The organism is Aeromonas sp. R2-2 (genome assembly GCF_040908355.1).
In the GTDB taxonomy this organism is placed as follows: Bacteria; Pseudomonadota; Gammaproteobacteria; order Enterobacterales; family Aeromonadaceae; genus Aeromonas; species Aeromonas veronii.
In genome coordinates this window covers 25,490-43,905 of sequence record NZ_JBFODQ010000068.1, presented here as the reverse complement: position 1 = coordinate 43,905, position 18,416 = coordinate 25,490, and the positions used below count along the sequence as shown (strand labels likewise).

The following is an 18,416-nucleotide window of genomic DNA, read 5'->3' as shown; positions in this document are numbered from 1 at the left end:
CTGATAGAGTTGCTCAAAAGAGTGACTCAAGCAGGGAGAGGAGAATGGCGCAGATCGATATCGTGGTAGGAACTGTCTATGGCGCAGCCATGCTGGTGGCCGAGACCTTGGCAGATGAGCTGGAACGCAAGGGGCATCACTGTTCTCTGCACGAAGAAGCACGGCTGGCGGACATAGACCCCGGCCGTTTTTTATTGCTGGTCAGTGCCACTACAGGACAGGGGGACATTCCTCCCAATCTGCAGCCCTTTGCCAGCGAGCTGGCTGACAAGGCGCCCTGGCTCAAGGGGCTGCGGTATGCCCTGATTGCCATGGGGGACTGCAGCTATGACCATTTTTGTGGTGCGGGCCGTCGGCTGGACGGATTGCTGCAAGAGCTGGGCGCCACGCGAGTGATTCCCCCGCTGGAGCTAGATGCTACCGTGCACGATGAACCCGAACAGGTGGCACTCAGCTGGCTGAAAAAGTGTGATATTCAGCCCTGAATATTCTCTGAAATAGAGCCATATCAATCCCCTGATCCTTAACCGGCAGGGGATTGTTATTTGCACAAATGTCATCTCACTCAGCAAGCATATTCCCCACTCTTATTGTCGATAGTGACGGAGGGATATTTTCCCCTTTTGGCATTCCATCGGTGTAATGGTTTCAAGCGTACCGCAGACCCGTCGTCCAAATAAAAGTTCAATCTTGAAAGCGATCTCAGTCATGTTTTTGTCATTCGATCGTAAAATAATGACTTTGGTTCAGTCGCGAATTAATTGCTGGTAACGCTTTCAGATTTGATGTGATTGCTTGTTTTGCGGTTTTATTGGTTAACTGTTGCCTTGTTGGCCGTTTTTTTGCTGGCAGGTGTTGTGGCTATCGTTTGCCGAGCGATTTGTCGCCATTTTGTGAGTCGCTTCATATTTGTCGTGAAATACGCTCCCTATAATCAACCTCGGTTATCACCAACAGGATTACATGGTGATAAGAAGTTGAATATTCAGGATCACACTCCTCACTGCGGGAAATAAGGAATATGACAATGAAAATGAAGTGGCTCCCGATTGCAGCAGCTGTTACTGCCGCCCTGGCTTCCCAAGCCGCCTTTGCCGTAGATTTCCACGGTTACTTCCGTTCCGGTGTTGGCGTTTCCAAAGATGGAGACATGCAGACTCTGAGCAAACAAAAAGTGGGCCGTCTTGGTAACGAAGATGACACTTATGGTGAAGTTCAGCTGGGTCAGGAAGTGTTCAACAAAGATGGCAAGACTTTCTATGTTGACTCCATGTTTGCCATGAGCTCTAACGGTTCCAATGACTGGGAAGGTACTGGCTCAGTATGTAACTTCGATGAAAAGCAGTGTAACGGTGACTCTGAGTTCGCTCTGCGCCAGTTCAACGTACAAGCCAAAGGCTTGCTGAACTTTGCTCCAGAAGCAACCCTGTGGGCTGGTAAGCGTTACTACCAGCGCCACGATATCCATATTTCTGACTTCTACTACTGGAATATCTCCGGTGCTGGTGCGGGTATTGAAGGTGTTCAAGCTGGTCCAGGTAAAGTTTCTTTTGCATGGGTTCGTAATGACCGCGGCTGGGATGGTAAGGACGGTTGGACCAAGTTTGACGGAATGGATGTGAATACCCTTGATCTGCGCTATGCAGGCATTCCGTTGTGGCAAGATGCTTCTTTGGAAATGGGCGTTGACTATGCAATTGTTAACCCGACCGATGCCCAGAAGAACTCTTCAAACGCTCAGTACAAAAATGCCAAAGATGGCGTCATGTTGACTGCTGAACTGACTGCCAGTGTATTGGGTGGTTTCAACAAGACTGTGCTGCAATACGGTACCGAAGGTTATTCCAAGACCATGGCTTTCTATGGTGATGGTTCCTGGTACGGTGCTGAAGCCAAAGATGGTGCCGATGGTTATCGCCTGATCAACTGGGGTGTGATCCCAATGGGTAACTCCTGGGAGATGGGTCACCAGCTGGTCTACGGTGTAGGTAACGATATGTGGGATACCAACGACAGCTGGGAAACCATGTCTGTTGTTGCTCGTCCTATGTACAAGTGGGATGATTTCAACAAGACCATCTTCGAAGGCGGTTACTTCAAAGATACCAATAAGTCTACCGATGGCTCTGAAGCCAAGGATTCTGGTTACAAGCTGACTCTGGCTCAAGCTTGGTCTGCCGGTTCCAGCTTCTGGGCTCGTCCTGAGATCCGTGTGTTTGCCTCCTATGTCGCTTTAGACGACAACGACATGGCTGGCACACCATACGACAGTAAAACAGCCAAGGATACTTGGAACTTTGGTGTTCAAGCAGAAGCTTGGTGGTAAGCAAAAGTTTAAGTTAAGTTAGTGACTGCCCCCTTATGGGGGCAGTTTTGTTTCGCCGGATCACGGCCACCGGATTATGGAGATAAGAAAAATGAAACGGGTAAAGATGTCTATTGCAGCCGTAATCACTGCGCTATTAACCGGTTGTGCCGGAAACATGGTTGTTCCTCTGCAAGAACATGGCTCTATCTTGAGCGATGCAGATCAAGCCAAGCAAGCGTTGGCCAAAGCCTCCAGCTGCTGTGTGGCGTTTAAAGATTTCAGTTATGCCCCCTTGCCTGAAGGTGAGACCTTGCTGGCCATCGATGGCAAGCAACCCACTTTTCAGTTTGATGAGGGGATGAGTTACTTTGCGGCTTATCGCCTGCCGGCCAACACCGGCAATCTGGCGATCAGCCTGGCGTCACAGGTGAGTAAAACCGTGATGGTGCCCAAGGTTATTATACTGGATGCCGAGTTCAAGGTGACTCGGGTCCTGGGTGAGTCAGTATTCAGCTATCAGCCTGCTCACTTGCTCGATAACGACCGTATTGAAGGGCGTGTTTTTGTTGACCGCAGCATGCCTGGCAACCCGGCCAGCGAAACATACATGATCGTTTATGCGCCCGCGGATAAGCTCTCGGGCAGCACAACAATCCTGCATCCATCAAAAGCGTTTGCTCGTGCTAATGGTACCGTTGAGCCTGATATCAAGGATCCGGTGATCCCGCACTCCCCTTGGGGTTTGGTGCAGATCAAAGTCAAAGATATGGCCCGTGGGAGTGGCCTTGAAGCGGTATTTAAACCCGAATATGCCGACAAGGTGGCTATGAGCCAGGGTCAGCAGGTTGCCGCGATAGCGACGACTGCAGCCGTTACCACAACTGCAACAGCTGCGGTCGCAGCCAAACCTGCTCCTGCCATGCTGAGTGAAACAGAAGCCTTCTACCAGAGCCAGATCGAAAAAGCGGTCAAGGCGGGGGATATCGACAAGGCGATGAAGCTGGTGAACGAGGCCGAACGGGCCGGTTCAACCAAGGCAAAAAGCGTGTTTATTGATGCGGTCAAGCGCTCGCAAAAATAGAGTAATACGACCATTTACTGGTCAGATATATTTATTGAGGCCTCCCTTGTTGGAGGCCTTTTTAATCGGTAGACTGTAATAAATAAAAATCACTCCGTTACATTGAGTTACAATGAGTTGCCGTTTGATGTAAATGGCATTATTAAAATACAAAGTGAAACTGCTATTTATATGTCTTTGTAATAGAGTGATAATGCGGATTATTAACTTATATTAGATGTGTTTTTTAGCGGCTAAACAAGTTGTGATCTTCCCTCCAAATTCAATATTCCCCCGCCTTCGAAAGCAGCAATTTATGACCCGCTGGGTTATATTCTGATGGTCAAAATAAACAAGCCCGACTCGAAGATATCTGAATGAATCAGTGCTTATTTCATCCAGATAGATCGTTCAGGGACGACAATCCATTCAGGAGCGCACACAATGTTCAAAAATGCTTTCTCTAATCTGCAAAAGGTTGGTAAGGCGCTGATGCTGCCAGTATCAGTCTTGCCAGTCGCAGGTATTCTGCTGGGGGTGGGTGCTGCCCACTTCAGCTGGATGCCGGAAATTGTCTCCCAATTGATGGAGCAAGCCGGTGGTTCCGTATTTGGCCAGATGGCCCTGCTGTTTGCAGTGGGTGTTGCTCTGGGCTTTACCAATAACGACGGTGTATCCGGTCTGTCAGCCATCGTTGGCTACGGCATCATGGTCGCAACCCTGAAGGTCATGGCACCTGTGATGGGTGTTGAAACCATCGAAACCGGCGTGCTGGGTGGTATCCTGGCCGGTGGTATCGCTGCCTGGGCGTTCAACCGTTTCTACAAGATCCAGCTGCCAGAGTATCTGGGCTTCTTCGCGGGCAAACGTGCCGTACCCATCATCACCGGTTTCCTCTCCATCGGTCTGGGTGTGATCCTGTCCGTGATTTGGCCGCCAGTGGGTGGCGCCATCGGTGCCTTCTCTGACTGGGCTGCCAACCAGAACCCGGTACTGGCCTTCGGTATCTACGGCGTGGTTGAGCGCTCCCTGATCCCGTTCGGTCTGCACCACATCTGGAACGTACCGTTCTTCTATCAGGCTGGTACCTGCGTCAACGGTGCCGGTGAAACTGTTCACGGTATCATGACCTGCTTCCTGACTGCTGATGACGCTTCCCGCGCTGCCGGTAACGGCTTTGGTCAGCTGGCTGGTGGCTACCTGTTCAAAATGTTCGGTCTGCCTGCTGCTGCGTTCGCCATTGCTCACGCTGCCAAGCCGGAAAACCGTGCCAAGATCGTTGGTATCATGGCCTCTGCAGCCCTGACCTCTTTCCTGACCGGTATCACCGAGCCGATTGAATTCTCCTTCCTGTTCATCGCTCCGGTTCTGTACGCAATCCACGCGGTACTGGCTGGCCTAGCTTATGTGCTGACCAACTCTCTGGGTATCGTACACGGTCACACCTTCTCCAACGGCTTCATCGACTTCGTGGTGCAATCACCGCGTGCCGACAACATGCTGCTGCTGGTTGGTCTGGGTCTGGTTTACGCGGCTATCTACTACGTGGTATTCAGCTTCGTTATCCGTGCCATGAACCTGAAAACCCCGGGTCGTGAAGACGAGACTGCTGAAGAGGCCGTTGGCCAAGGCAAAGATGAGATGTCTGCTGCTCTGGTTGCCGCCTTCGGTGGTAAAGAGAACATCGCTTCTCTGGATGCCTGCATCACTCGTCTGCGTGTTGGCGTGAAAGATGTTGCCAAGGTTGACCAGGCTGGTCTGAAGAAGCTGGGTGCTGCCGGTGTGGTAGTGGCTGGTTCCGGCGTTCAAGCCATCTTCGGTACCAAGTCCGACAACCTGAAAACCGACATGGACATCTGGATGAAGAGCAACTAATCCTGTTGCCTGAATATCAGCGTGTTTGAAGAGGGAGGCGAAAGCCTCCCTCGTGCTATTTGTGGTTATGGAGCGTGCGAGTCGCTGTAGATCGATCTCGGCAGGAGTCTCGTTGCCCAAGGGGCGATATGTAACGGGTTGCCCAATGGTGGCCCAACAGCACAAGGTGGTGTGCTCCGCTCACCTTATCGCACGGCATTGCCAGATAACCCCATAGCCCCATAAAGCCAGCCAATAAAAAGAGCGCCACCTGGGCGCTCTTTTGTCGAGTCAGGGGATTAGAGTTTCTCCAGATCCCGTTCGATTTCGCTGATCTTGTTCTGTACCACTTTTTCCAGATGGCGCAGGTCGCGCAGGATCTTCTGCTTGATGTCCGGGTCGGCTTGCTGATGGACGCCCTGGGTCAGGTTGTCCAGCTCATCCACCACATACTTGAGGTTGGCGTTGATCTCGGTGACATCCTTGTACTCATGGGTACCGGAGTCGACCAGCATGGTCTTGCGCTGGCGGGGATACTTGAATTTGACACTCTTGGCGAAGAACTCGCCCTTCTGCTTCTTGAAGTAGATCTTGAGGATGTCGTGGTTGGCCTCCTGGCGCAGGGTATAGCTGTCGACGGAGGCGGGATCCTGGATCCCCAGGCTCTTCAGATTCTCGTACATCAGGCTTCCTCGGTTTGAAACGATCCTGTCTCATCCATCTTAACCGATGCCTCATGGCTTGCCTGTGACAGGGGCGCCAAAATCAAAAGGGCGCCATCAGGCGCCCTTTTCATCACAGCAATGCTGATTACTCGTCGATGGAGCGCAGCAGGGCGTTGATGCCGACTTTGGCGCGAGTCTTGGCATCGACCTTTTTGACGATCACCGCCGCGTAGAGGCTGTACTTGCCGCACTTGGAGGGCAGGGAGCCGGAGACGACCACGGAGCCAGCCGGTACGCGGCCGTAGTGGATCTCGCCGGTTTCGCGGTCATAGATGCGGGTGGACTGGCCGATGAAGACGCCCATGGAGATGACGGAACCTTCCTCGACGATCACCCCTTCAACCACTTCGGAGCGGGCACCGATAAAGCAGTTGTCTTCGATGATGGTCGGGTTGGCCTGCAGCGGTTCCAGTACGCCGCCGATGCCGACGCCGCCGGAGAGGTGGACGTTCTTACCGATCTGGGCGCAAGAGCCGACAGTGGCCCAGGTATCGACCATGGTACCTTCGTCAACGAAGGCGCCGATGTTGACATAGGAGGGCATCAGCACGGTATTGGGGGCGATAAAAGAGCCTTTGCGGGCTGTTGCCGGCGGCACCACGCGCACACCCGCTTCCTTGAACTGCTCGGCGGTGTAGTTGGAGAACTTGAGGGGAACCTTGTCGTAGTATTGGGCATCGTCGCCCTTGATGATGCCGTTGTCGTTGATGCGGAAGTAGAGCAGTACCGCTTTCTTCAACCACTGATGGACAACCCACTCACCGGCGATCTTCTCGGCAACCCGTGCCTTGCCAGAGTCCAGCAGGTCGATGGCTTGCAGGATGGCGGACTTGGTGGCGCTATCCACGGAGCCCGGAGTAATGGTGTCGCGGCGCTCGAAGGCCGCTTCAATGATCTGTTGCAACTCGGTCATGACAGGTTTCCTTTAAAAAATTCTGTTTGTTGTATCACACTTTTCCGACTGTTTTTAAGGGGTTGACCGGAATTCTTCCGGCCAGCGGCCATTTCTTCATCCGGTGTGCGCCAACCAGTTGTTTGGCATGGCAAAAAACGCCCGACAATCAGTCTCTTTCGAATCACTCTTCGCTTAATCCAGTACCGACTGCTGGGGATTGAGCTGGTGTACCAGTCGCTCTTCCAGCTGTTTTTGCTGCTCGGCGGTCAATGGCTCGCCATCGAGGCTGGTCAGGCTGAAAAAGTCCTCGACCCTCTCACCGAAAGTGGCAATTTTGGCGGCGTGCAGCGACAGCCCGCACTGCTGGAAAACGGCACCGATCCGCGCCAGCAGGCCGGGGGTATCGAGGGCCGTCAGCTCCATCAGGGTGTGACGGCTCTCCCCTTTAGTGGGCGAAGAGTGGGGCAGGAAGACCACCCGGGTCGGCACGCTGAACTGGCGGTGGCGCCGCGACAGCGGCTTGTTGCGCAGCACCAGCTTGCCAGGCTCCTGCAGCGCCTTCTCCAGCGCCTTCTTGATGGTGGCTGTGCGGTTGGGGCTGATGGGCTCGCCGCTCGGCTCCAGCACCACGAAGGTATCGAGCACATAGTTGCTGCGCGAGTTCATGATCTGGGCGTCGTGGATGTTGAGGTTCTTCTGATCCAGTGCCGAGGCGACGGTGGCAAACAGATTCGGGGTATCGCGGCAGTAGATAAATACCTCGCTGCCGCCGCGGGTCGGATGTTTGCCGATGATCACCAGCGGTGCCGGATTGTCGCCATGCTCGATGATGTGGCGGCAGTGCCAGGCGATCTGTTCCGGGCTGTGACGCAGGAAGTAGTCGGCCTTGAAATCGGCCCAGAGCTGGTTGATTGCCTCTTCCGATACATCCCGTTGTGCCAGCAGTTGCTTGGCCTGACGCTGGTTCTCGCGAATGCGCAGCCGCATGTCGGGCGGGTTCTCCAACCCTTGGCGCAGCGCCTTCTGGGTCGCGAAGTAGAGCTCCCGCAGCAGGGTGCCCTTCCAGTCGTTCCACAGGGTGTCATTGGTGGCGCAGATATCGGCCACGGTGAGGCAGTAGAGCAGATCTAGATGCTGCTCGTCACGCACCTTCTGGGCAAAGTCGGTGACCACGTCGGGATCGTAGATATCGCGGCGCTGGGCGGTAACCGACATCAGCAGGTGATGGCGCACCAGCCAGGCGACCAGTCGGCTCTCGTAGCGATCCAGACCGTGCAGCTGGCAGAACTCCAGCGCATCGACGGCGCCGAGCTCCGAGTGATCGCCACGCCGCCCCTTGGCGATATCGTGGAACAGGGCGGCGATGCTGAGCAGCTCCGGTTTGCGCAGCCGGGTGAAGACCTCGTGGCAGAGCGGGTGGCTCTGGCGACTGGCCGGATTGGGGAACTGGTGGATGTTCTTGAGCAGCCGGTGGGTGTGCTCATCCACCGTGTAGGCGTGGAACATGTCGAACTGCATCTGGCCGACGATCAGGTTCCACTGGGGCAGATAGGCGGCGAGGATGCCGTACTTGTGCATCAGGGTGAGCGGCAGGCCGATGCCGTTGGGGTGGCGCAGCAGCGCCATAAAGAGGCGACGGCAGTCAGGCAAGTCCTGCAGCCAGCAGTTGAGTTTGCGGCGTGCCTCGCGCAGTTGGCGCAGGGTTGCCGAGTGGATGCCGGCAATCTCGGGATGCTGGGCCATCTGATAGAAGAGGCGCAGAATAGCGGCCGGTTCACGGCTAAACAGCTCCGCATCCACCGCATCGATGAGGCGGCCACGAAGCTGGAACTCGTCGGAGAGGCGGCGCACATCCATGGCGGTGTTGCCGAGGATCGCCTCGTCAAACAGCTGCAGCAGCATCTCGTTGAGCTCCGAGACCCGACGCACCGTCTGATAGAAGCGCTTCATCATCTGCTCGACCGGGGTGTTGCCTTCCCCTTCGAACCCCAGCATCTGGGCCACGGTGCGCTGGCGATCGAACAGCAGGCGGTTATCTCCCTTGTTGATGGCCATGTGCAGGGCAAAGCGTACCTTCCAGAGAAAATTCTGGCAGTCGAGTAGTTCGCGATACTCGGCGCGATTGAGAAAGCCGTGGCTGGTCATCTCGAACAAGGTGGTGGCGCCAAAGTGGCGGCGGGCGACCCAGGCGAGGGTCTGAATATCCCGCAGGCCGCCCGGATTGCTCTTGAGATCCGGCTCCAGCTTGTAGGCGGTGCCGAGAAACTGCTGGTGACGTTCAGCCTGCTCCTGGCGCTTGGCGCGAAAGAAGGCTTCGCTCGGCCAGAAGTGCTGGGGGCCGGTGGCCTCTTTCAGTTGTCGGAAACCTTCCTGGCGACCTGTGATGTAGCGGGCCTCAATGAGGTTGGTGGCGACCGTAATATCGGCGCGCCCCTGCTCGAGGCACTCCGCCACGTTGCGCACCGCCTGACCCACCTCAAGCTTGAGATCCCACAGCAAGGTGATGAACTCGCCGATGCGCAGTCCCAACTCCTCGTCCAGCTCGTCGCCGTCATAGAGGATCAGCAGGTCGATATCGGAGTGGGGGTGCAGCTCGCCGCGGCCATAGCCCCCCACCGCGATGAGGGTGAGGTCGCTCTTGTCGAAGCCGAACTTCTGCCACAACCGGCAGAGCAACTGATCCATGTACTCGGAGCGGGTGGCGACCAGCTCGATGATGTTGTCGCCGGCATCAAAACGGGCGTGCAGCCAGCCGAGAAAGCGGCTCAGGTACTCTTTGCAGTTGTCGCGAGTGAGCTGGTCATCGGGTAACAAATGGGGGGAAAGCAGGCTGGCGTCCATGGCATCTCACACACAGTGGCAGGCAAATAGCTGAAACAGAAGTAAAAACCCCGGCGCTTTGGAAGTTCAGGGCCGGGGTTCGATGTTAGCTGTGTTTGATGAAGCGGTCGATAGTGTCATCGGGGCGCAGGGTAAGCACCTCGCAGCCATCCTCGGTCACCAGCAGGGTGTGTTCCCACTGGGCGGAGTCGCCGCCATCCTTGGTGGTCACGGTCCAGCCATCCTTCGGATTGACCTTGCAGTGATACTTCTTGCTGTTGACCATGGGCTCGATGGTGAAGCACATGCCTGCTTTCAGCTCCAGCTTGCCGCTGTTGCGGTAGTGGAGGATCTGCGGCTCTTCGTGGAACTCGGCACCGATGCCGTGACCGCAGTAGTCACGCACCACGGAGAAACCGGCCTTCTCGACGATGGGCTGAATAACAGCGCCAATCTCGGTGATGCAGGCACCCGGACGCACCTTCTTGATGGCGGCGTAGAGGCTCTCTTGCGCAACTTTGCAGAGCTGGCGGCGCAGCGGGGTGGTCTCGCCCACGATGAACATGGCCGAGGTATCGCCGTGGTAACCATCCTTGATAACGGTGATATCCAGGTTGATGATGTCGCCATCGCGCAGCTTCTTGTGATTCGGGATACCGTGGCAGATCACATCGTTCACCGAGGTGCAGATGGATTTGGGGAAGCCGTGGTAGTTGAGCGGAGCTGGAACCGCCTGTTGTACGTCGACAATATAGTCGTGGCAGAGGGTGTTCAGTTCGTCAGTGGTGACGCCAGCTTTGACATGGGGCGCAATCATGACCAGCACATCGGCGGCCAATTGGCCGGCAACGCGCATCTTTTCAATCTCTTCCGGTGTCTTGATTTTAATGGACATGGGATCTCTCTTGCGGCCTGCCGCTGGGCCTGCGAGGGCAGACAGGACAGGTAATGAAAAATAGATGCGTTTGCAATCAGGGCAAAATTTTATCCGCAACCCCCGCGTACTTCCAGTGTGATTGTCATCACAACGTCAAATCGGCGTCGCAGCATCCTCTGGCGGGATCCATATTTACGCCTGTTTAGGGTGTCGGCCGGTGGTGTCCTGAACAAAGTTATGGTATAAAGCGCGCCGGAATGGGGAACTTGCGTCCCGATTTCATCACCCTTACTTAAACAACACACACACATCGACACATATGCCGGGGTGCCTTAACGGGTCGGTTATATGGGATGTGTGGAGGCCTAACCCCAATACAGAGGTATAAAATGGCTAAAGTTTCTATGCGCGACATGCTGCAAGCCGGCGTTCACTTCGGTCACCAGACTCGTTACTGGAACCCGAAAATGAAATCCTACATCTTCGGTGCCCGCAGCAAAGTTCACATCATCAACTTGGAAAAAACCGTTCCGATGTTTGACGATGCCATGAACTTCATCAGCTCCGTAGCTGCCAAGAAAGGCAAGGTACTGTTCGTTGGTACCAAGCGTGCCGCGTCTGAAGCCGTAAAAGAAGCCGCTGAGCGTTGCGACCAGTTCTATGTAAACCACCGCTGGCTGGGCGGTATGCTGACCAACTGGAAAACCGTTCGTCAGTCTATCAAGCGCCTGAAAGATCTGGAAACCCAGAGCCAGGACGGTACCTTCGACAAGCTGACCAAGAAAGAGGCGCTGATGCGTACTCGCGAAATGGAAAAGCTGGAGAAGAGCCTGGGTGGTATCAAGAACATGGGCGGCCTGCCTGACGTTCTGTTCGTTGTCGATGCCGACCACGAGCATATCGCTATCAAAGAAGCCAATAACCTGGGTATCCCGGTAGTTTCCATCGTTGATACCAACTCCAACCCGGACGGCGTTGACTATGTCATCCCGGGTAACGACGACGCTATCCGTGCCGTACAGCTGTACCTGAATGCTGCTGCTGACACCGTACTGGAAGCTCGCGCTCAGGACATCGTTGTTCAAGCCGAACAAGATGGCTTCGTTGAAGCTGAGTAATTGATAAGGACTGTAAAGCCCTTATTAACCAAGCTGATGTAATTGGTTAGCAGGGGCCCTTGTGGCCCCTGTTTCTTGTCAATTCAAGACCGAGGATACTGGACATGGCTAACGTTACTGCCGCCCTGGTAAAAGAACTGCGCGAGCGCACTGCCGCTGGCATGATGGATTGCAAAAAAGCACTGGAAGAAGCTGCTGGTGATATCGAGCTGGCAATTGAGAACATGCGCAAATCCGGTCAGGCCAAAGCCGCCAAGAAAGCTGGCCGTATCGCCGCTGAAGGCGTTATCTTTGCTCGCACCGAAGGCAACGTTGCCGTCATGATCGAGCTGAACAGCGAAACCGACTTCGTCGCCAAAGATGCCAGCTTCATGGCAATGGGCCAGAAGATCGCTGACATCGCTGCGACCCAGAAAATTGCTGACGTTGACGCGCTGAAAGCCGCTGACTTCGGTAACGGCGAATCCGTCGAGCTGACTATCACCAACCTGATCGCCAAGATCGGTGAGAACATGAACCTGCGTCGCGTGATGCTGGTTGAAGGTGACAACCTGGGTACCTACGTTCACGGTTCCCGCATTGGTGTTATCACCAAGCTGACCGGTGGTTCTGCCGAGCTGGCCAAAGATCTGGCCATGCACGTTGCTGCCAACAGCCCACAATTCGTCAAGCCTGAAGACGTGTCTGCTGAAGTCGTTGCCAAAGAGCGCGAAATCCAGATCGACATCGCCATCAACTCCGGCAAGCCGAAAGAGATCGCCGAGAAGATGGTTGAAGGCCGCATGAAGAAGTTCACCGGTGAGGTTTCCCTGACTGGTCAACCGTTCGTGAAAGATCCTTCCATGACCGTTGCCGAACTGCTGAAGAAAGAAGGCGCTGACGTTGTCTCCTTCACCCGTTTCGAAGTGGGCGAAGGCATCGAGAAGCAAGAGACCGATTTCGCTGCTGAAGTTGCAGCCCAAATCGCGGCCGCTCAAAAGGCCTAATCGAACCGGTTTTTCCGTTTCCCCAGACCGCGACTTATGTCGCGGTCTTTATATGACCAGGAATCAGTGACATGAGTACCAATCCCAAACCTGCATACAGACGTGTTCTTCTGAAGTTGAGTGGTGAAGCCCTGCAAGGATCCGAGGGTTTCGGCATTGATCCGGCGGTGCTGGAGCGGATGGCCCAAGAGATCAAAGAACTGGTTGAGTTGGGTGTTCAGGTCGGTCTGGTCATCGGTGGCGGCAACCTGTTCCGTGGTGCCGGTCTTGCCAAAGCGGGCATGAACCGCGTGGTGGGCGACCACATGGGTATGCTGGCAACCGTGATGAACGGTCTGGCCATGCGTGATGCCCTGCATCGTGCTTATGTGAATGCCCGTCTGATGTCTGCCATCTCCCTGCAGGGCGTCTGCGACTCCTACAGCTGGGCCGAGGCAATCAGCCAGCTGCGTGCTGGCAAAGTCGTTATCTTCTCTGCCGGTACCGGCAACCCCTTCTTCACTACCGATTCTGCGGCTTGCCTGCGCGGGATCGAGATCGAAGCTGACGTGGTGCTCAAAGCCACCAAGGTTGATGGTGTATACAACGAAGATCCGGTCAAGAATCCGGATGCCGTGCTGTATCATGAACTGAGTTATGATGAAGTTCTTGAAAAAGAGCTCAAGGTGATGGATCTTGCTGCCTTTACCCTGGCACGTGACCATGATCTGCCGATCCGCGTGTTCAACATGAACAAACCGGGTGCCCTGCGCCGGGTTGTCATGGGTGAACCGGAAGGCACTCTGATCCACCACGTTGGTAAATAAGATAAAGTGAGCCACCTGGCGCTCTTATCCTATCCATCACGTCAGTAAATAAGATAGACACGGGCCGTGTAGCGGCTCGTTCGCCAAAAGGAAAACCACTGTGATCAACGAGATTAAAAACGACGCCAAGGACCGTATGGGCAAGAGCGTAGAAGCGCTCAAGACCCAAATGTCCAAGATCCGTACCGGCCGCGCTCACCCGAGCCTGCTCGACGGCATCCAGGTTGAGTATTACGGTGCTGCCACTCCGCTGAAACAGTTGGCCAACGTCGTGGCAGAAGATGCTCGCACCCTCTCCATCTCCATTTTTGACCGCTCCATGATCCAGGCGGTAGAGAAGGCGATCCTGACCTCCGATCTGGGCCTGAACCCGTCCAGCAATGGCCAGACCCTGCGCGTGCCGCTGCCGCCGCTGACCGAAGAGCGTCGTCGTGACCTGACCAAGATCGTCCGTGCCGAAGCGGAAAACGCTCGTGTTGCCGTGCGCAACATCCGTCGTGACGCCAACGCTGATCTGAAAGCGCTGCTGAAGGACAAAGAGATCTCCGAAGACGATGACCGTCGCGCCCAGGAAGAGATCCAGAAACTGACCGACTCCTACATCAAGCTGGTCGATGAGGCCCTTGCCGTAAAGGAGAAGGAGCTAATGGAAATCTAACCGTCTGAAAGGTATATTACGAGCGCCGTGTAGTGCCCCTGCACGGCGCTTTTGTCTTTGTGGGAGAATTACATGTCGCTTTTGGCTGCGTTGGGTGATTGTGCCAACTCGTCTTTACCCCGTCACGTCGCCATCATCATGGATGGTAACGGTCGCTGGGCCCAGAACCGAGGCAAGATGCGGGTTTATGGCCACAAGGCGGGCGTCAAGTCAGTGCGCGAGGCCGTTACCTTTGCTGCGCGTGCCAAGATCGAGGCATTGACCCTGTTTGCATTCTCCAGCGAGAACTGGCGCCGCCCGGAAGGGGAGGTCAGTGCCTTGATGGAACTGTTCATCACAGTGCTGGGTCGTGAGGTGCAGAAACTGCACAACAACGGGATCCGGCTCAAGGTGATTGGCGATACTGCTCGCTTTAGTGAGCGGTTGCAGGCCAAAATCGCCAAGGCGGAAGCCTTGACCGCCAATAACAAGGGGTTGACCCTGAACATTGCGGCCAACTATGGCGGCCAGTGGGATATCGCCCAGGCGGCCCGCAAGCTGGCTAAAGCAGTGGCGGCCGGTGAACTGGCCGCTGACGACATTGATGAATCCATGTTGACCCGCGAGGTTTGCATGGCCGATCTGCCACCCGTGGACCTGTTGATCCGCACCGGTGGCGATCATCGCATCAGCAACTTTGTGTTATGGCAGCTCGCCTATGCCGAGCTCTATTTTACCCCGGTATTGTGGCCCGATTTCAACGAGGCCGAGTTCAGTGAGGCGGTTGCCTCTTTCGTTGCCCGCGAGCGTCGCTTCGGTTGCACGGGTGAACAGATACGGGAATTGATCGCCGAGCAGCAGACCGGCTAAACCCCGCTCCCAAGAGAGAGGTTTCTTTTGCTAAAACAACGAATTATTACTGCTTTGATGTTGATCCCCCTGGTGTTGGGGGCGCTCTTCTTTCTGCCATTGAAATTTTTTGCCCTGTTGGCTGCGCTGGTGTTTTTGTTGGCCAGTCGCGAATGGAGCGGGTTTGTCTCTGCTGCTCCGCAGCAATGGTTACCCATCGTATTTTGTCTGTTGCTCGGTGCCAGCCTCTTTTGGCTGCCGGTAGAGCAACTCTGGACGCCCCACCTGCACCCCCTCGTGATGGGCGTGCTCTGGACAGCGGTAAGCTGGTGGCTGCTGGGTCTGCTGCTGGTGCTGCGCTATCCCCAAAGCGCCAAGCTGTGGAAAGAGTCTATCTGGCTCAAGTCGCTGTTTGGTCTGGTGACCCTGGTTCCTTTCTTCTGGTCGCTGGTCGCCATCCGTGGTTACAACTTTTACCATGACCCCATGATGGGGGCCTGGATCCTGTTGTTCGTGATGGGACTGGTCTGGGCGGCAGATTCTGGCGCGTATTTTTTCGGCAAGGCGTTCGGTAAGCACAAGCTTGCCCCCGCCGTCAGTCCGGGCAAGACCATCGAAGGAATGTGCGGTGGCCTCTTTACCGCCAGCCTGCTGGCCATCGGTGTCACCTGGTCGATGGGATTTGTTCCTGCCAAGATGATCACCGTGCTGTTTTGCTCTCTGCTGGCGGTGCTTGCTTCCGTGCTCGGTGATCTGACCGAGAGCATGTTCAAGCGCGAGGCGGGCATCAAGGACTCCGGCACCCTGTTGCCTGGACATGGCGGCATTCTCGACCGGATCGACAGCCTGACCGCCGCCCTGCCGGTGTTTCTGCTCAGTTATCTGCTACTCAGTCAGGAGTTTTGATGCACAAGTCACTGGTTATTCTGGGGGCCTCCGGCTCCATTGGTCAGAGTACCTTGAAAGTGCTGCGCCATAACCCGGGCAGTTGGCAAGTGTTGGCGTTGACCGCCGCCCGCAACGTGGATGCCATGTTGCGGGACTGCCTCGAATTCTCCCCCCGTTTTGCCGTGATGGTCGATGAGGATGCCGCCCGTGAACTGGCTGCCCGTCTGAAAGCGCACGGCAGTGCGACCCGGGTCATGTCTGGTGCAGCAGCCCTCTGCGAGGTTGCCGCTCACCCCGACGCCCATAGCGTGATGGCCGCCATTGTGGGGGCGGCCGGACTGGCCCCGACCATGGCCGCGGTACGTGCCGGCAAGCGTATTTTGCTGGCCAACAAGGAGGCGCTGGTGATGTCCGGTGCTTTCTTCATGGAGGCCGTGCGCGAGCATGGCGCCGAGCTGCTGCCCATCGACAGCGAACACAATGCCATCTTCCAGTGTCTGCCGACTGCCGTGCAGCGCCAGCCCGGTTTTTGCGATCTGGCGGCGGCGGGGATCAGCAAGATTTTGCTGACCGGTTCCGGCGGCCCGTTCCGTTACACCGAGATCAGCGAGCTGGCCAAGGTGACGCCGGCGCAGGCCATCGCCCATCCCAACTGGTCGATGGGGGCCAAGATTTCGGTCGACTCTGCCACCATGATCAACAAGGGGCTGGAGTACATCGAGGCGCGCTGGCTGTTCAATGCGGCGCCCGAGCAGATCCAGGTGGTGATCCATCCGCAGTCGGTGATCCACTCCATGGTGCAGTATAAGGATGGCTCCGTGCTGGCCCAGCTTGGCAATCCGGATATGTGTACCCCCATCGCCCATGCGCTGGCTTATCCCAATCGCATCCCCTCCAGTGTGGAACCTTTGGATTTCTTCAGTGTCGGAGAGTTCAGCTTTATCCGGCCTGATTATGATCGCTACCCCTGTCTGGCGCTGGCCATCAATGCCTGCCAGAAGGGACAAGCGGCGACCACTGCGCTGAATGCAGCCAACGAGGAGGCGGTTGCTGCCTTCCTGGCCGGGCGCATCGGTTTTATGGATATTGCCCGGATCAACGAGGCAGTGATGCTGGCGCTGGAGAGCAGCGCCATCGGCTCGCTCGATGATCTGTTTGCCCTGGACGGTGCGGCAAGAGCCCGTGCTCACACTTTGATTGAGGAGCTTGGCTGATGGGCGGTGTGTTGTGGAATATCGGTGCTTTTGTTGTTGCGCTGGGCCTGCTGGTCGCGGTGCACGAGTTTGGTCACTTCTGGGTGGCCCGTCGTTGTGGCGTCAAGGTTGAGCGCTTCTCCATCGGTTTTGGCAAGGCGATCTGGCGCAGGATGGGTAAGGATGGCACCGAATATGTGCTGGCGCTGATCCCCCTCGGTGGTTACGTCAAGATGCTCGATGGCCGGGTCGATGAACTCAAGCACGGTGACGAGCAGTATGCCTTCAACCACAAGAGTGTCTGGGCGCGGATGGCGATTGTTGCCGCAGGTCCCATGGCCAACTTCGTCTTTGCCCTGTTTGCCCTCTGGCTGATGTTTATCATCGGGGTGCCGAGCGTCAAGCCGGTGATCGGTGAAGTGCGTCCGGCATCCATCGTAGCCGAGGCGGGTGTGCTGCCGGGGATGGAGATTGTCGGGGTCGGCGATGAGCAGACCGGTGACTGGGAGAGCGTCACTTACGCCCTTATCAGCCATCTGGGTGACGATGCTGTGACTCTCAAGGTGCAGGCACCCAATACCAGCTATGCCACCGATAAAACCTTGTCGCTGACCGGCTGGACCTTCGATCCGGATAAAGAGTCGCCCATCGGCAGCTTGGGGATCGTCCCCCTGAGTGGCAAAGTGCTGCCCGTCGTGGCTGCCGTGGTGGCCAAGAGTGCCAGTGAAAAGGCGGGGCTGCAGGTTGGTGACCGTATCAAACAGGTCGGCGATCAGCCTATTACCGCGTGGGCCCAGTTTGTCGAGCTGGTGCAGCAGGCACCGGGTGAACCCCTGCAAGTGGTGGTTGAGCGCAACAACAGTGATCTCAACGTGACTCTGACCCCGGATAGCCGCAAGGTGCAGGGCAAGCTGGTAGGATTCGTCGGTCTCTCGCCGCAACTGGTTCCATTACCGGATGAATATCGAATTCTGTTACAGTATGGGCCTTTGCAGGCGCTGTGGCATGGCGCGGACAAGACCTGGAGCCTGATCACGCTCACCTTTGACATGATTGGCAAGTTGATCGGTGGCATCGTGTCACTGGACAACCTGAGCGGCCCCATCTCCATTGCCAAGGGCGCCGGCAGCAGTGCCGACTATGGTCTGGTCTATTTCTTGAGTTTTCTGGCGCTGATCAGCGTCAACCTGGGGATTATCAATCTGTTCCCCCTGCCGGTGCTCGATGGTGGCCATCTGGTCTATTTCCTGATCGAAGCGGTCACCGGCAAGCCGGTATCAGAGAAAATACAGGAAGTGGGTTTCAGGATCGGCGCCGCCATTCTGATGTTATTGATGGGCATTGCGCTGTTTAACGATTTCGCTCGCCTCTGAGGCCAGAGCATCAACAAGGACACATAA

The 18,416-nt window shown here is 55.9% G+C and carries 16 protein-coding genes; 12 read left to right on the top strand and 4 right to left on the bottom strand.

Features of this window, described 5'->3' with window-relative positions; all coding sequences use genetic code 11:
• The first annotated feature begins 44 nt into the window (after window positions 1-44).
• From AB5Z09_RS13930 to ptsG, 4 genes are all read left to right on the top strand, one after another.
• Entirely contained in the window at window positions 45-485 is a 441-nt protein-coding gene (locus tag AB5Z09_RS13930) for a flavodoxin (protein ID WP_368195512.1), read from the top strand.
• A 542-nt stretch (window positions 486-1,027) separates the two neighbouring features.
• A complete protein-coding gene (locus AB5Z09_RS13925) occupies window positions 1,028-2,326 on the top strand; it encodes a maltoporin (RefSeq protein WP_325793917.1) in 1,299 nt (432 codons plus the stop codon).
• A gap of 91 nt (window positions 2,327-2,417) precedes the next feature.
• Window positions 2,418-3,389 (top strand): MalM family protein, encoded by a 972-nt coding sequence (locus AB5Z09_RS13920; RefSeq protein WP_368195510.1) that lies wholly within the window; start codon window positions 2,418-2,420, stop codon window positions 3,387-3,389.
• Window positions 3,390-3,812: 423 nt separating this feature from the next.
• The gene (gene ptsG, locus AB5Z09_RS13915; protein ID WP_005338586.1) at window positions 3,813-5,243 is read left to right on the top strand and encodes a PTS glucose transporter subunit IIBC; all 1,431 of its coding nucleotides are present in this window, start codon (window positions 3,813-3,815) and stop codon (window positions 5,241-5,243) included.
• A 278-nt stretch (window positions 5,244-5,521) separates the two neighbouring features.
• On the opposite strand, the gene AB5Z09_RS13910 is transcribed toward ptsG, so the two are convergent.
• The 4 genes from AB5Z09_RS13910 to map all read right to left on the bottom strand — a co-directional run bounded on the left by AB5Z09_RS13910 (window position 5,522) and on the right by map (window position 10,557).
• A complete protein-coding gene (locus AB5Z09_RS13910) occupies window positions 5,522-5,905 on the bottom strand; it encodes a DUF3461 family protein (protein ID WP_005338583.1) in 384 nt (127 codons plus the stop codon).
• 127 nt (window positions 5,906-6,032) lie between these two features.
• Window positions 6,033-6,860 carry a 2,3,4,5-tetrahydropyridine-2,6-dicarboxylate N-succinyltransferase gene (dapD, locus tag AB5Z09_RS13905; protein WP_005338581.1) on the bottom strand — a complete coding sequence of 276 codons (828 nt, stop codon included), beginning with the start codon at window positions 6,858-6,860 and terminating at the stop codon, window positions 6,033-6,035.
• Window positions 6,861-7,034: 174 nt separating this feature from the next.
• A complete protein-coding gene (gene glnD / locus AB5Z09_RS13900; RefSeq protein ID WP_368195509.1) occupies window positions 7,035-9,683 on the bottom strand; it encodes a bifunctional uridylyltransferase/uridylyl-removing protein GlnD in 2,649 nt (882 codons plus the stop codon).
• Between the two features lie 85 nt (window positions 9,684-9,768).
• Window positions 9,769-10,557 (bottom strand): type I methionyl aminopeptidase, encoded by a 789-nt coding sequence (gene map, locus AB5Z09_RS13895; protein WP_005338579.1) that lies wholly within the window; start codon window positions 10,555-10,557, stop codon window positions 9,769-9,771.
• A 371-nt stretch (window positions 10,558-10,928) separates the two neighbouring features.
• Here map and rpsB point away from each other — a divergent pair, with 371 nt between their 5' ends.
• The 8 genes from rpsB (at window position 10,929) to rseP (ending at window position 18,389) form a co-directional block, all read left to right on the top strand.
• A complete protein-coding gene (gene rpsB, locus AB5Z09_RS13890) occupies window positions 10,929-11,657 on the top strand; it encodes a 30S ribosomal protein S2 (protein WP_005303470.1) in 729 nt (242 codons plus the stop codon).
• Between the two features lie 104 nt (window positions 11,658-11,761).
• Window positions 11,762-12,643 carry a translation elongation factor Ts gene (gene tsf / locus AB5Z09_RS13885; protein ID WP_005338578.1) on the top strand — a complete coding sequence of 294 codons (882 nt, stop codon included), beginning with the start codon at window positions 11,762-11,764 and terminating at the stop codon, window positions 12,641-12,643.
• 71 nt (window positions 12,644-12,714) lie between these two features.
• A complete protein-coding gene (gene pyrH / locus AB5Z09_RS13880; RefSeq protein ID WP_005338577.1) occupies window positions 12,715-13,449 on the top strand; it encodes a UMP kinase in 735 nt (244 codons plus the stop codon).
• 100 nt (window positions 13,450-13,549) lie between these two features.
• Window positions 13,550-14,107 carry a ribosome recycling factor gene (gene frr / locus AB5Z09_RS13875; RefSeq protein WP_005338576.1) on the top strand — a complete coding sequence of 186 codons (558 nt, stop codon included), beginning with the start codon at window positions 13,550-13,552 and terminating at the stop codon, window positions 14,105-14,107.
• Between the two features lie 72 nt (window positions 14,108-14,179).
• The gene (gene uppS, locus AB5Z09_RS13870; RefSeq protein WP_005338574.1) at window positions 14,180-14,956 is read left to right on the top strand and encodes a polyprenyl diphosphate synthase; all 777 of its coding nucleotides are present in this window, start codon (window positions 14,180-14,182) and stop codon (window positions 14,954-14,956) included.
• 27 nt (window positions 14,957-14,983) lie between these two features.
• The gene (locus tag AB5Z09_RS13865) at window positions 14,984-15,841 is read left to right on the top strand and encodes a phosphatidate cytidylyltransferase (RefSeq protein ID WP_026034918.1); all 858 of its coding nucleotides are present in this window, start codon (window positions 14,984-14,986) and stop codon (window positions 15,839-15,841) included.
• On the top strand, window positions 15,841-17,037 hold the full coding sequence (gene ispC, locus AB5Z09_RS13860) for a 1-deoxy-D-xylulose-5-phosphate reductoisomerase (RefSeq protein ID WP_139460060.1): 1,197 nt from the start codon (window positions 15,841-15,843) through the stop codon (window positions 17,035-17,037). The genes AB5Z09_RS13865 and ispC overlap by 1 nt, the downstream gene beginning before the upstream one ends.
• Window positions 17,037-18,389 carry a sigma E protease regulator RseP gene (gene rseP / locus AB5Z09_RS13855; protein ID WP_368195508.1) on the top strand — a complete coding sequence of 451 codons (1,353 nt, stop codon included), beginning with the start codon at window positions 17,037-17,039 and terminating at the stop codon, window positions 18,387-18,389. The genes ispC and rseP overlap by 1 nt, the downstream gene beginning before the upstream one ends.
• Window positions 18,390-18,416 lie beyond the last annotated feature (27 nt).